The sequence below is a fragment of the Paenibacillus motobuensis genome (genome assembly GCF_039521865.1).
In the GTDB taxonomy this organism is placed as follows: Bacteria; Bacillota; Bacilli; order Paenibacillales; family Paenibacillaceae; genus Fontibacillus; species Fontibacillus motobuensis.
In genome coordinates this window covers 38126-51962 of the sequence record NZ_BAAACX010000028.1, presented here as the reverse complement: position 1 = coordinate 51962, position 13837 = coordinate 38126, and the positions used below count along the sequence as shown (strand labels likewise).

The 13837-nt window shown below is 48.0% G+C and carries 10 protein-coding genes; all 10 read right to left on the bottom strand.

Annotated features, from left to right (window positions below; all coding sequences use genetic code 11):
* Position 1: 1 nt before the first annotated feature.
* Complete coding sequence (mraY, locus tag ABD014_RS24120; RefSeq protein WP_343865719.1) at positions 2 to 967, bottom strand: phospho-N-acetylmuramoyl-pentapeptide-transferase; 966 nt, start codon at positions 965 to 967, stop codon at positions 2 to 4.
* Between the two features lie 25 nt (positions 968 to 992).
* Positions 993 to 2390: a UDP-N-acetylmuramoyl-tripeptide--D-alanyl-D-alanine ligase gene (locus ABD014_RS24115; protein ID WP_379339503.1), complete on the bottom strand. Its 1398-nt coding sequence runs from the start codon at positions 2388 to 2390 to the stop codon at positions 993 to 995.
* Entirely contained in the window at positions 2387 to 3877 is a 1491-nt protein-coding gene (locus tag ABD014_RS24110) for a UDP-N-acetylmuramoyl-L-alanyl-D-glutamate--2,6-diaminopimelate ligase (RefSeq protein ID WP_343865717.1), read from the bottom strand. The genes ABD014_RS24115 and ABD014_RS24110 overlap by 4 nt, the downstream gene beginning before the upstream one ends.
* A 136-nt stretch (positions 3878 to 4013) precedes the next feature.
* Positions 4014 to 5969: a stage V sporulation protein D gene (locus ABD014_RS24105; protein ID WP_343865715.1), complete on the bottom strand. Its 1956-nt coding sequence runs from the start codon at positions 5967 to 5969 to the stop codon at positions 4014 to 4016.
* A gap of 81 nt (positions 5970 to 6050) precedes the next feature.
* On the bottom strand, positions 6051 to 8273 hold the full coding sequence (locus tag ABD014_RS24100) for a penicillin-binding transpeptidase domain-containing protein (RefSeq protein ID WP_343865713.1): 2223 nt from the start codon (positions 8271 to 8273) through the stop codon (positions 6051 to 6053).
* A 24-nt stretch (positions 8274 to 8297) separates the two neighbouring features.
* Positions 8298 to 8714, bottom strand: a complete 417-nt coding sequence (locus ABD014_RS24095; protein ID WP_343865710.1) for a hypothetical protein — start codon at positions 8712 to 8714, stop codon at positions 8298 to 8300.
* A 1-nt stretch (position 8715) separates the two neighbouring features.
* A complete protein-coding gene (gene rsmH, locus ABD014_RS24090; protein WP_343865708.1) occupies positions 8716 to 9699 on the bottom strand; it encodes a 16S rRNA (cytosine(1402)-N(4))-methyltransferase RsmH in 984 nt (327 codons plus the stop codon).
* A 344-nt stretch (positions 9700 to 10043) separates the two neighbouring features.
* Positions 10044 to 10481: a division/cell wall cluster transcriptional repressor MraZ gene (gene mraZ, locus ABD014_RS24085; RefSeq protein WP_343865706.1), complete on the bottom strand. Its 438-nt coding sequence runs from the start codon at positions 10479 to 10481 to the stop codon at positions 10044 to 10046.
* Positions 10482 to 10784: 303 nt separating this feature from the next.
* Complete coding sequence (locus ABD014_RS24080; protein ID WP_343865704.1) at positions 10785 to 12050, bottom strand: adenosylhomocysteinase; 1266 nt, start codon at positions 12048 to 12050, stop codon at positions 10785 to 10787.
* Between the two features lie 54 nt (positions 12051 to 12104).
* A complete protein-coding gene (bshC, locus tag ABD014_RS24075) occupies positions 12105 to 13742 on the bottom strand; it encodes a bacillithiol biosynthesis cysteine-adding enzyme BshC (RefSeq protein WP_343865702.1) in 1638 nt (545 codons plus the stop codon).
* Positions 13743 to 13837: the final 95 nt, after the last annotated feature.

Here is a 13837-nt window from a genome sequence, read left to right as displayed (position 1 = left end):
TCTACAACCCCTTGTTCAAATAAAGTCCAACGACAGCTAGCACGAGGCCGACCGCCCAAAATGTCGTAACAACACGCCATTCCGACCAGCCTGACAGCTCGAAATGGTGGTGTATCGGGCTCATTTTAAAAATTCTTTTGCCGCGTGTTTTGAAAGAGATTACCTGTAGTACGACCGACAGCATCTCAATAACGAAAACGCCGCCGATGACTAAGAATAGCAGTTCACTCTTCGTCACGATCGCGATTCCGGCAATCGCCCCGCCTATGCCAAGCGAACCAGTATCGCCCATAAACACCTTGGCCGGGTGTGCGTTGAACACTAGAAATCCAATCACCGCCCCGATCATGGCCGCCGCGCAAACTGCTGCTACCATGGAAGTAGCCTGCATGGCGATAATCGCATACGCGCCGAAGGCAATGCCGCTAACGCCTGACAGAAGGCCGTCGAGGCCATCTGTGAAATTGACCGCATTGCTGATCGCCAGCATCATTAGAATAATAAATGGATAATAGAACCATGGTCCTAAATCGAAGGCGAAGTCCGTTCCTGGAATGCCAATCGCTGTGCTATGTCCTTCCGATATAAGCAATGCTGTAATAATACCGGCGAATAGTAGTTGACCAAATAGTTTCTGCTTAGGTGTCAGTCCCAGGGATCGTTTGAATACAATTTTAATGTAATCATCAAGAAACCCTACCAGCCCAAAGCCGAGAGTAGCTACCAGCAAGACGTAGAAGTCTGTGTTCACTACAGAGAATTTCAAATATGTGATCGTAAAAGCTAATATAATGACGACCCCGCCCATTGTAGGCGTGCCTGCTTTCTTCTGATGGCTCTGCGGCCCTTCTACGCGAATTTGCTGACCGAATTTCATCCGTCGCAATAAAGGTATTAATAGAGGGGCTGATATGACAGCCAAAATGAAAGATACTCCAATCGTTAATAAGATAAGTCCGTAATCCATGGGATCACCCTCCTCTCGCCGGTAATTATTGATGTAATTTGCTGTGTTTGACCGCTTCGACGACTTCTTCAAGCTTCATTCCGCGTGAGGCCTTCACCAGTACAACATCCTTCGGATGAAGTACACTGATTAACTTATGAATAAGCTCGCTTTTATCATCGTATGCATAAATATTGTCCGGAGCGAGGTGTTTCTTCGCCCCAACAGCAATTTCCTTGCCCAGGCGCCCGTACGTAAACAACAGATCCGTATTCTCCGTTGTTAAATATTCTCCCACTTCTTGATGGAACTGCACTTCATCCTCTCCGAGCTCAAGCATATCCCCGAGTACGGCGATTTTGCTCCGATATCCCTTCATCTTGTTCAGGACATTAACCGCTGCTCTCACAGATGTAGGGCTCGCGTTATAGGCATCGTTCAGAATAGTAACCCCATTCGCGCCTTCAACGATCTCAATCCGCATCCCAGTCAGCTCCGCATGCTTAAGGCCTTCCTTCATGTTGGCCTCCGTCACGCCATAGTGTCGGGCAACCGCAAGTGCTGCAAGGCAATTTACAACATTATGCTCGCCCAGAAGCGGCAGCTCAAGCGGCGTCTCCCCAACGTTCGGGGTGAACATTGTGCCATGCTCCAGGAACATGATTCCGCTCGGATAAATATCATGATTTCCATTTACACCAAAAGTCAGTGTATGCAGTTGCTCCGGCTTTGGTGTATTCGGATCAGCCAGCACCTTGGTAATTAAAGGTTCATCGCCATTGTATACGAACAAGCCGCCCGTCTTCATTCCTGACAGAATCTCCAGCTTGGCGCGGGCTATCTCAAGACGGGAACCGAGCTGTTCCAAATGTGATTCGCCGATATTTGTAACGATGGCCGCCTCCGGTTCAGCGAGCTTTGAAAGAAACTCGATTTCATAGCGGCCGCTCATGCCCATCTCAAGCACAGCCATCTCGGTATCCTCCGGCATAGCCAGGATAGTAAGCGGCATCCCAATATGATTGTTATAGTTGCCGCTCGTCTTATGCACTTTATAAGTAGTAGCCAGCAGGGCAAACAGCAGGTCCTTAGTTGTCGTCTTCCCGTTGCTGCCGGTAATTCCGACTACCTTAGCGCCTACGGCAGCGAGATAGCTCTTAGCGAGGAGTTGCATCGCTTCTAGGGCGTTGTCGACTAGAACAGCCGGTCCTGGAGGGTTGCCCTTAGCCCGCTCCCATAATGCGGCGCCAGCCCCGCTTGCCAGACTGTCTGCGACGAAGGCGTGTCCGTCGAATCTCTCACCAGACAGAGGCACGAATAGGCAACCCTGCTGAATATGTCTGGAATCAGTAATCACACCATAAATTATTAAGTTGTTATCATCGGCATTAGCCACCTGTCCACCGCACATGGCGGCAATGTCCGCTAATTTTCTTTTTATCACTTTACTAAACCCCTTATCGCTTCTTTGGCAATGAGACGATCATCAAAATCATGCACTTCCTTACCAATGATCTGATAGGTCTCATGTCCTTTCCCCGCAATCAATACTACATCGTCATGGCTTGCCATTTCAATAGCCTTTTGAATCGCTGCATAGCGGTCTACGATCAGTTCATAACGTTCGAGCGGAATATTGTCCTCTATAAGTCCTGCCTCGATATCTTTCAATATCAATGCTGGGTCCTCTGTCCGCGGATTATCCGATGTGATAATAACGTGATCTCCGTACTTTGCTGCGATCTTGCCCATGATCGGACGCTTCTTCCGGTCCCGGTCTCCGCCGCAGCCGAACACGCAAATGACCCGGCCTTTGGCAAATTCATTGACCGTACGGAGGACATTCTCTAGACCGTCAGGAGTATGAGCGTAATCCACGATAACCGCAAAGGATTGGCCCTCGTCTACAGCTTCTACCCGGCCTTCGACCCCCTTGATCGATTCAAGACTCTCCTTGATGCTCTCAAGCGGAATGCCTTCCAATAAAGTTGTTGCGATAGCAGCCAAGGCATTATATACATTGAACTTGCCGACCATACGCAACGTAATGTCCGCACTGCCGCGGAAAGTCTCTACATGGAAGGTGGTTCCCCGCGCTGTCACAGAGATGTTCGAGGCTCTAACGTCTGCTTGATGGTCTACCCCGTACGTAATCGTCTCTGCCGAGGTCAGCTTAGCAAAGTAATCAGAAGCCGCATCATCCGCATTCAACACCGCGTAACTCCGTTCAGCCGGATCTTGCGGATACTCATTACCAAGACGAGAGAAGAATAATCCCTTTGCTGCCCTGTATGCCTCCATCGTCTCATGATAATCCAGATGGTCCTGGGTCAGGTTAGTAAACACAGCTGTACGGAAATGTGTACCCTTTACCCGGCCCTGTTCTAGCGCATGAGAGGATACCTCCATCACGCAATGAGAAGCGCCTCCTTGTACCATTTCGTGCAGGTAGCGCTGCAAATCTAGCGCTTCTGGGGTCGTCCGCGGCATAGGAACTGCCTTGCCATCAAAGCGGCGCTCGATCGTACCGATCAACCCAGGCTTCTTGCCCTGATCCAGCAATATACGCTCAATCAAATAGGTTGTTGTTGTCTTCCCGTTCGTTCCAGTAATACCGATTGCTTTCAAATGATTGCTGGGATAATCAAAAAATACATTACCGAGTACTGCCATGGCGATACGACTGTCCTTCACTTTGAGCTGCGGCAGCGGAACCTCTTCCAGGAAGCGTTGTACAACCAGCGCACTAGCTCCCTGCTCAGCGGCCTGCTTCGCATATTGATGGCCGTCAACGGTATGCCCCGGCAGACAGAGGAACAGATCGCCAGGATTCACTTGTCTGGAATCAAAGCAGATCCCCTGACAATCTACGTACTCATCTCCCGAAATTTCCGAAGCTATTAAATAATTTGCTAAATCTTTAAGCAGCATATGTTACCCCTCCGTCAAAATCTACCGATATTTATAGTATCGCCAAAACAAATTCAATTCAGGATATTATTTCACTGAAATGAGAAGTTGGTGGTACAGTATTCTTCCACATACCAAATCCTCTTCTTGCTCATGGCTACTCATGCTCTTGTTCATGCTCTTGTTCGGCCTCAGCCTCACTTCCCATATAAATGCGGATCGTTGAGCCTTTATTCACTCTTGTACCTGCCTTTGGAGCCTGATTGATAACAACAGAACCGGCGCCTGATTTCACCAGATTGAAATTCATGTTCATATCTTCATAGATATCCTGCGCTGTGTAGCCGATCAGATCGGGAACTGTAACGACCGGTGTCTCACCGTATTTATACTTCTTTGCAACCTGATCCTTGCGGGGCGGAATATTCAAATAGTCGAGCGTATCGGCAAGGATGTTGCGCACGATTGGCGCTGCTACTACGCCGCCGAACTGAATTCCCTGCGGATTGTCCACCGCCGTATATACGACGATTTGCGGATCATCCGCTGGCGCGAAGCCGATGAATGACACAATATGCTCATTGGCAGAATAGCGTCCGTTAATTACCTTCTGGGCCGTCCCCGTCTTGCCGCCGACACGGTATCCATCGATGAATGCATTGCCGCCTGTACCGTTCGCTACCACACTCTCAAGCGCGGCCCGCACCTTCTTCGAAGTATCCTCAGAGATCACCTGACGGACGAGCTGCGGCTCTGTAACATCGACGATCTGTCCAGTATCCGGGTTCGTCCATGATTTGGCTACGTAGGGCTTGAATAGCTTGCCGCCGTTAATGGCTGCCGACACAGCGGTAATCTGCTGGATCGGCGTCACCGATACACCCTGGCCAAAGGAGGTTGTTGCCAGCTCCACCGGGCCGACTTGGGACAATTTGAAAAGAATTCCGTTCTCTTCGCCGCTGAGATCGATACCAGTCTTACTGCCAAAACCGAATTCCTTAATATACTTAAATAAAGTCTCCTTACCCAAGCGTTGCCCTAGAGCAACAAACCCAGGGTTACAGGAATTTTCGACGACCTGAAGGAAGGTCTGGCTGCCATGCCCGCCTCTCTTCCAACAGCGAAGCGTAGCCCCGCCTACCTTAGCAAAACCCGGATCAAAGAATTGATCATGCAGCAGATCGACCTTCTGTTCTTCTAGAGCAGCCGCCAGCGTAATAATCTTGAAGGTTGAACCCGGTTCATAGGTCATCCAGATCGGAAGATTCCGGTTATATACCTGAGGATCGACATCCTGATAATTAGCCGGATCAAATCCGGGCCTTCCTGCCATACCTAAAATCTCACCGGTCTTCGGGTTCATCGCGATCGTCAACGCAGAATTGGCATTTAGCCTGGCCATCGCTTGATCGAGTTCTCGCTCTATAATACTTTGAATCGACTTATCAATCGTCAGCTGCAGATTCAGTCCATCCTTGGGCTCTACATAGACCTCTGATGAGCCTGGCATCAATCTTCCGCCAGCATCGGACAAATAAGACACACTGCCATTCATCCCGTTCAGCTCGCTGTCATATTTGCTCTCTAGACCAGTCAATCCTTGATTATATCCTCCGGTGAAGCCCAGAATATGCGCGGCAAGTCCTCCATAAGGATAATATCTTTTATTGTCTTCGGCAACAACAATACCCGGCAGATCCAAATCACGAATTTCTTGTGCCTTTTCCATCGTAATTTTGCGACCCCCGGGCTGTAGCCTGACTATGGATTCTTTCTTCGTGATTACTTTAAGCACAGCTTCCTCGCTCATCCCAAGCAAAGGCGACAGACTGCGCGCCGTTGTCTCCGGCGATTTCACCTGTACAGGGATCGCCATAATTGTAGGAGTCGTTACATTATAAGCGAGCACATTCCCATTGCGATCACTAATCTCGCCGCGCTTCGCGGAATAAGGAATGTTGCGCCGCCAGGAATCCTCTGCCTTCGCCGACAATTCCGCTCCCTTACCCAGTTGTACATAAGCTAGCCGGGCAACGAGAGCCATGAACAGCACACATAGCATAAACAGCAGCATGAACAATCTTCTTCTTATCGTAAGCCTGGAGATCTTCATAGAAAATGGCCCCCCTGTTTCATCCTGAGCATAATTGGTTTCATATCATAAATATTCAGGACAAACAGGGGTTAGAACAAGCTATGGGGAAGAACCCGAGCTCTCGCCCGCATTCTCCTCTTGAGCAGTTTCATCGTTCTGCTCATCTTGTCCTGATTCCTCATCTTCCTTGATCAGAGGTTCAAGAACAAGATCTATTCGTCTCTTACCATTCTCCTTGGTCAGGGTCTGAGAGACAACATAACCTTCACCTTCTATATTTACTTCAACGCCTATAGCAGAGAGCAGCTCCATTGCATCACGCAAGGACTGGCCTTTCAGATTCGGGATGTTCACTTTATCCCCTTCTTCTGACAGTAAATACATATGTTGACCTGTCTTTAATACAGATCCAGCCTTTGGAAATTGCGAGACAATCTTCGTTCCTTTACCTAGCGTTGCATAGTTGATGCCTAGTCCAGCAAGCTTATTCTTGGCTTCCTGGACTGACAAGCCTTTCAAATCAGGAGCCTTGATACCGTTATTCGCAACATCCGACGTAGTCTTGTTATCAAATTTCTTAGGCACGCCTAAATACTGCAATGTCTGATTCATAATTTTCTTAAAGATAGGCGCAGCCGCCGTTCCTCCGCCCAGATCAGAATCCTGCGGCTCATCGATAAGCACCAGCATCGCTATTTTCGGATCATCAACCGGCGCATAGCCGATAAAGGATAGAACCTGCTTCTTGTAATCATATTTTCCGTTGATAACCTTCACTGCAGTACCGGTCTTGCCGGCAATTCGATACCCATCGATGTAAGCATGACGCCCACTTCCGATCTTCAAATCCGAGACGACCTGCTCTAAATATTCACCTGTCTTCTTCGCGCTTTCCTGGGAAATAACTTGTTTGACAACCTCTGGCTTCGTAACAGTTGTCTCACCCGTCAGGGGATCCGTAATCGACTTGACGATATGCGGTGTCATCAGCTTTCCCCCGTTAGCAATTGCCGCTACTGCAGCCACCTGCTGCAAAGGAGTAACCAGCAATTTACCGTGGCCATAAGTCATCGCCGCATAGTCTGCCTGCTGCTCCGGCGATACGACGCCCCTCGCCTCTCCTGGAAGCTCTATTCCTGTAGCTTGTCCGAAGCCGAAATTATCAACATACTGTTTCATCAGATCAGGACCTAGCATTTCATAACCAAGCTTGACGAAGGCGACGTTACTAGAACGCTTAACCCCTTCCAAGTACGAGATGCTGCCCCAGCCCGAACGTCTGACGTCATGGATTGTCTGTCCAGGTACTCGAATGCTGCCTGACATATAATAACCGTTCGGATTGAACAGACCTTCCTGTACCGTAGCTGCCAAAGTTACAATCTTAAAGGTTGAGCCCGGTTCATAGACCGACTTGATCGCATGATTGTAGAAGTTCTTCTGGTCCACATCTACCCAGTATTCATTGGGATTATAGCTTGGCAAATTCGCCATCCCTAGAATCTCCATCGTCTTCGGATCAGCAGCAATCACTGTCATACTGATAGGCCTCAGTTGGTTGAATGCCTCTATCATCGCGTCTTCAATATAATACTGTATTGTATCGTCAATTGTTAACCGAATATCTTTGCCATCTTTTGCCGGGGTGTAAATTTCGCTCGCTTTTGGGATCTCAATCCCACGGCCATCGCTTTTATATTCAATGGCTCCATCTTGACCCGTCAGTTCTTTATCATAAGCGGCCTCAATCCCGGACACTGCCTTCTCTTCACGATCCGTATAACCAAGTACATGTGCCGCAAGACTATTTTTAGGATAATAGCGTTTGCTCTCCTTCAGCAGTAAAATACCTGAATCTGGAATTTTATGTTTTTCCTTCAATTCATCCGAGAATTTCTCTACCTGATCACGAAGTTCCTGATCAATCTTCCACCCTTCATTCCTTACTTCACGTTGCGGATAGAAGCTGCCATTATCTCTCTTGGCATTTACAAGTTTTCTTAATTCACCCTCATCCTTGTTAAGCAGTTGATGTAACCCCTCTATGACCTCCTCCTGTAATTCGTATTTATTAATAATTTGCGGATTCACCGCGACAGTATAAGCTGGAGCATCAACAGCCAGTACATCGCCATTCCGGTCCGTAATCGTCCCCCGGGTTGCAGTAAGCACCTTCTTCTTAGACCATTGATTTTCGGCATAACTTTGCCAGAAATTACTTTCCACAACCTGTACCCAGAACACTCTGAGCATCAAGACAGCAAAAAAGAGGGTAATGATTCCCCCTATCAGCAGTGTACGAAGCTTTATTCTTTTGATCATAATAAAAACCTCTTAGTACTTAATTTATCGAACAGTTGCGACATCTGATGCCTGATTCTCCGTTGTAGTCGAATTCGGTACCTGAACGTGAACGCCTTCATCTACCGGTTCAACATACCCCAGCTTGGCTGCTTCTTCAGGAATTCGTTCCTCCAGTTTCTCCTTCTGGATCGACAGTTCCTTCACCTGAACATTAATATTTTGAATTTCTGTGTTTAGATTAAAAGCTTGCCGTTTAATGTCATACAATTGCGAATTTTGCCATAGCAAACCACCCATGATGCCGACACAGAATAAAATCGTCACCATATACAGTAGCTTCTCGCGAATGGGAAGCGGTGACCTGCGTGTAACTACCTTAGTTGTCTCGCGGTAGCGCGGATTCTGTCCACGTGTCGCTGTCTTCTCTTTTACTGCTAAATTTCCGCGTGTATACGCCATCTCACTTTCCCCCTGCTGTTTCTGCTATGGATTGCAATTTCTCCGCCACGCGCAGCTTCGCTGAACGTGCCCGGGAATTATTCGCCAATTCCTCCTCTGAGGGAACGATTGGCTTCCGGTTTATCAATTTCAACTGTCCTTGACCCCCGCATACACACATTGGGAAATCCGGAGGACAAGTGCATTTCTCTACATAACTAGCGAAAATCTGCTTGCAGATCCGGTCCTCCAAGGAGTGGAAGGTAATGACTGAAACCCTGCCACCAGGAGCCAGGCAACGAACTGCCGCATGCAGCCCTTCTTCGAATGCTCCCAGCTCATCATTTACCGCGATACGCAGCGCCTGAAAGCTTCGTTTGGCCGGGTGGCCTCCGGTTCTCCTCGCTGCCGCAGGAATGCCAGCCTTGATTAATTCGACCAGTTCACCCGTCGTCTCAATTGGAGATGTTTTCCGCTGGTCTACGATAACCTTGGCAATTCTCCGCGAGAATTTCTCTTCGCCGTATTGGAACAGAATCCGTGCAATCTCCTTCTCAGGCCAGTCGTTGATAATATCGCGAGCCGTAAGCGCAGCAGACTGGTCCATCCGCATATCCAGCGGCGCATCAGCATTATAGCTGAACCCACGTTCTCCTTCATCAAACTGTGGAGAAGATACTCCTAGATCGAACAATATACCGTCTACTTGAGGCAGACCGTCCTGCTTTGGAACAAAATCAAGCTCTAGCAGCTTCTCTTGCAAATGGCGAAAATTACTCTTCACCAAAGTAAGGCGATCTCGATAGGATGAAAGCACCTCTTTGGCGTTCTCATGTGCCCAATCATCCTGATCGAAAGCGATCAGTCTACCGCCTTCACTGAGCTTCGACAATATGACTGAGCTGTGGCCTCCGCCACCCAGCGTACAATCTACATATATACCGCCTGGCTTAATGCTCAGCCCTTCTGTCGCTTCTGCCTTTAATACCGTGATGTGATGGAACAAGACTGCAGCCCTCCAGACTGTTTTAGAGGTAATTCAAAAGTCCACTTTTGATAAGAAAACCAATCGAAGCAAATTCATGGATGAGCGACCGCGATTCAACGGTAGGTTTTCTTGCGATATAGAATTTCATCAGCTACGCTGATAACTTATAAATTCTATATCTAACACGAAGTTAATCAAGAAGTAACCAAGGCTTCTAATCTTGATTTAACCCGGGCATTCCGATGCTCACGTACCCAAACGTACGCTCGCTTCTCAATCCCTAGCTTCATCCAACCTTCTCGGTGCTGAAAACTGGACTGTTCGAACATCTCATTTAGTAGATTAAATACTTTTTGATTTCCTTACAGGTCGAAATTGAAGTCGACCAGTTTCTCTGCGATCTCATTAAAAGACTCTTCCGACTGCTCGAAGTACTGTTCCCATGTCGAACGGCTCCAAATTTCAACGCGATTCGACACACCCAGCACAACGCATTCTTTCTCCAGCTTCGCATACTGTCTTAGGTTGCTAGGTATGTTTACCCTTCCCTGTTTATCCCATTCACATTCGGTAGCTCCAGAGAAGAAGAAACGAGTAAACGCGCGAGCATCGGATTTCATTAGTGGTAAAGTCTTGAGCTTCTGCTCCAGCAGTTCCCATTCTGTTGCGGGATACACAAAGAGACATTGATCAAGACCGCGGGTAACGACAAAAGAGGTTCCCAAAAGATCGCGAAACTTAGCCGGAATGATAATACGGCCCTTCTCATCAATGCTATGTTGGAATTCCCCCATAAACATCGGCTTCGCTCACCCCTAACCTCTTTCCCCCACATTACACCACTTTACACCACAATGATGGTTATATTCAACATGTTAAGGAAAATTCCTGCTAAAAGCAAAAAAAATGTTTAGAAAATCAATTTAAGTGTATGTTCAAAAAAGTCGGTTTTCTTTTTGAACAACCTCTTTAAGAAAATGGCCCAAAAAAAGAGCAAGCCTCAAGGTTACCAACCTCGAAGCCTGCACTCTTGGAAAAATTGATATTTTTTCAGCATATTGCTTAGTAGCATCTTGTAAAAATAGATCCTCAGATGGCTTGGCTTAATGCTCCTGCCAGCTATCTAGATAAGTACGCTGCTCATCTGTCAGAGAATCGATATTAACCCCCAGGCTCTCTAACTTGAACCGGGCAACCTGCTCATCCAACTCATACGGTACATTAACGACCGTCTTGCCGATTTGCTCGTACTGCTCATTCACATACTTGAGTGATAAAGCCTGCAGAGCAAAGGTCATATCCATAATTTCCGCTGGATGCCCATCTCCTGCTGCAAGGTTGACTAACCGCCCCTCCGCAAGGACGTAAACTTTGCGTCCATCCTTCAATTGATATTCCTCAATGTTGCGACGCACGGTTCTGATCGAAGTGGAACGCTCCGCTAGCTCCGGCTTGTTCACTTCCACATCGAAATGTCCAGCATTGGACAGGATAGCTCCATCCTTCATTACATCGTAATGTTCGCCGCGAATCACATCTCGGTTCCCCGTTACAGTCACGAAGAAGTCACCAATCTTGGCCGCCTCTGTCATCTGCATCACTCGGAATCCGTCCATATGGGCTTCCACCGCTCTGATCGCATCTACTTCAGTGACAATCACGTTCGCTCCAAGTCCTTTGGCACGCATCGCTACGCCCTTACCGCACCAGCCATAACCAACGACGACGACCGTCTTACCGGCTACGACCAGATTGGTAGTTCGGTTGATTCCATCCCATACAGATTGGCCTGTTCCATAGCGGTTATCGAATAAGTATTTACAATAAGCGTCATTGACAGCGATCATCGGAAATTTCAATTGCCCTTCCTTATCCATCGCCTTCAAACGCAAAATGCCCGTCGTCGTCTCCTCCGCACCACCACGTATGTTCTCAAGCAGGTCGGGACGCTCCGAATGAAGGATGGTCACCAGGTCTCCACCGTCATCGATGATCAAGTCCGGCTTCGTCTCCAGAGCGCGGATCAACAATTGTTTATACTCTACGGGTTCTGGATTGTATTTGGCATACACCGTAATTCCATCCTCTACAAGCGCTGCACACACATCGTCCTGTGTAGAGAGCGGGTTGCTGCCGGTAATCGTCACTTCAGCACCGCCAGCCTGCACCACTTTAGCCAAATAAGCGGTCTTCGCCTCAAGATGAAGAGATATTGACACCTTCAGACCCTTGAATGGCTGTTCTGCTTCAAACTGCTTACGAATCCGTGAAAGCACAGGCATATGAGCCTGGGCCCAATCGATCTTCAAATGGCCTTCAGGAGCAAGCTGCAAATCTTTAATAATGCTGTTCTCAACTGCTTTATTCATACCATTTCCTCCTCAGCTATTATATCCCCTCAAACAAAGTCATCTGTTCTAACACTATAAGTAAATGATACGATGATCCCCAGAAATATCATAAGGAATTTCCAACAGGTGATCGATCCAGTCATTCCCATAACGGTTCAAATAGTAGAAAATATTATAGACTCGCTCCTGCGGCTTATGTTGCGGAAAGAGCGATAATTCGATTCGATCGAAATGCCGAAGCCCCGCTGAGTTTGCCTTGCCAAGCGCATCCTTGGCCCGTCCGCGCAAATATTCCATCTGTTCGACGATCTTCTCCCGATTGGCAGCGCCCAGCTTAAGCAATCCTGCTTGAATTCCCCCGAGTTGTTCGATCAACGGATCGTACATTTCCGTAAAGGCAGCCTTGATCTGTTCAAAGCGATCATCCAGATGCAAGGAATCCTGCTCCGCCAACCAATTCTCTCTCTTCTGCGCAAAGACAGCATGATCGCTTACATCAGCCCAGCTCAAATTATATTTATCCATATGCTTATGAAGTGTACCTTCTATGACTGTAAAAGACTCCCGGTTAAGCAGCAAAGGCATTCTTAACCCAAACACCTTAAATGCCGATCCGGTCAGAGCCCAATATGCGATCTCGCCAGTTCCGAGCACCGCGCCAAGCACTGGCAGCAAGCTATCCTGCATCAGCGGTCTGGTCAACACATTGTTGCTGAACCGCTCAGGATGTTTATATAGCTCTGACTTCAGCTCGTCCGCTGTAAAGTGTACTTTCCCTTTACGATCGCTAAATCTCCCATCATGCCTGAACAACAACAGACGTTCTCCTTCATGAATATAGAACAGATTTGCTCCATCTGCGGCAACGTCAGCCTGTGCCTGATAGCCAAGGGATTGACAGAGATCAGCTGCAGCCCGATAAGCTACTCCTAACTGATCATTCCCGTCAATCATTCTCTCAAATATCGGCGACTCAAGCTGTCTTAGAGCCGGATCAGCCGAATCAAGCAATACCAATCCGTATTTGCCGAACCAGGTCCCCAGCAGCTTGGCAAAAGCATCACTCAATGTGGACGAGCCCTCCGACACTTGGCTAAGCAAATCCATCAGCCCAGCTCTGAACTCCGTATCGGGCAGCAACTGCTCCAGCTCGGAGATCGCCTGCTCCCATTCTTCTCTGGCGATTTCATTCATACTGACAGGTAGACGCTGCTCCGTCTCTCGTGCAACTCTGATCCGTGAAACCGATAAATCTGGGGACAGGACATAGGTATGGTTCACTTCATCCCAATCATGGTCCTCACCTGCGATCCAGAACACCGGAACAACCGGATGATTCAGTTGCTTGGCAGCATGCTGCGATGCCTTTATAATCGTCGCTGCTTTATAGATTACGAGCAGCGGACCCGTGAACAGGCCGCTCTGCTGCCCACCAACGATCACGGCAGCATCCGGCTTCTCCAAGGCATCCAGAGACTGAGATACGGCCTCATGCGGATTATGTAGTAGATTATATTCACGCAATCTCTCAACGACTTGCCCGCGCGGAATGCGCAAATGCTCCGATTCATGAAGCCATTCCAGCCGTTCCTGCCAGCTTGCCTCATTCATAGCATCATATTGATATAATTGCTGTACGCTCGAAAAATGATTCAGATAAGCCTCTGAGAGCGGTTTATTCAACGCTAGTGGCTCTTGCACAATATTCATCAGGTTATATCCCCCGTTCTACTCTTGATCCCTTAAAAATATATCACATGCCATCGATAAAGTGCATCCTTCAACCTAAAATAAAACTCCCACCT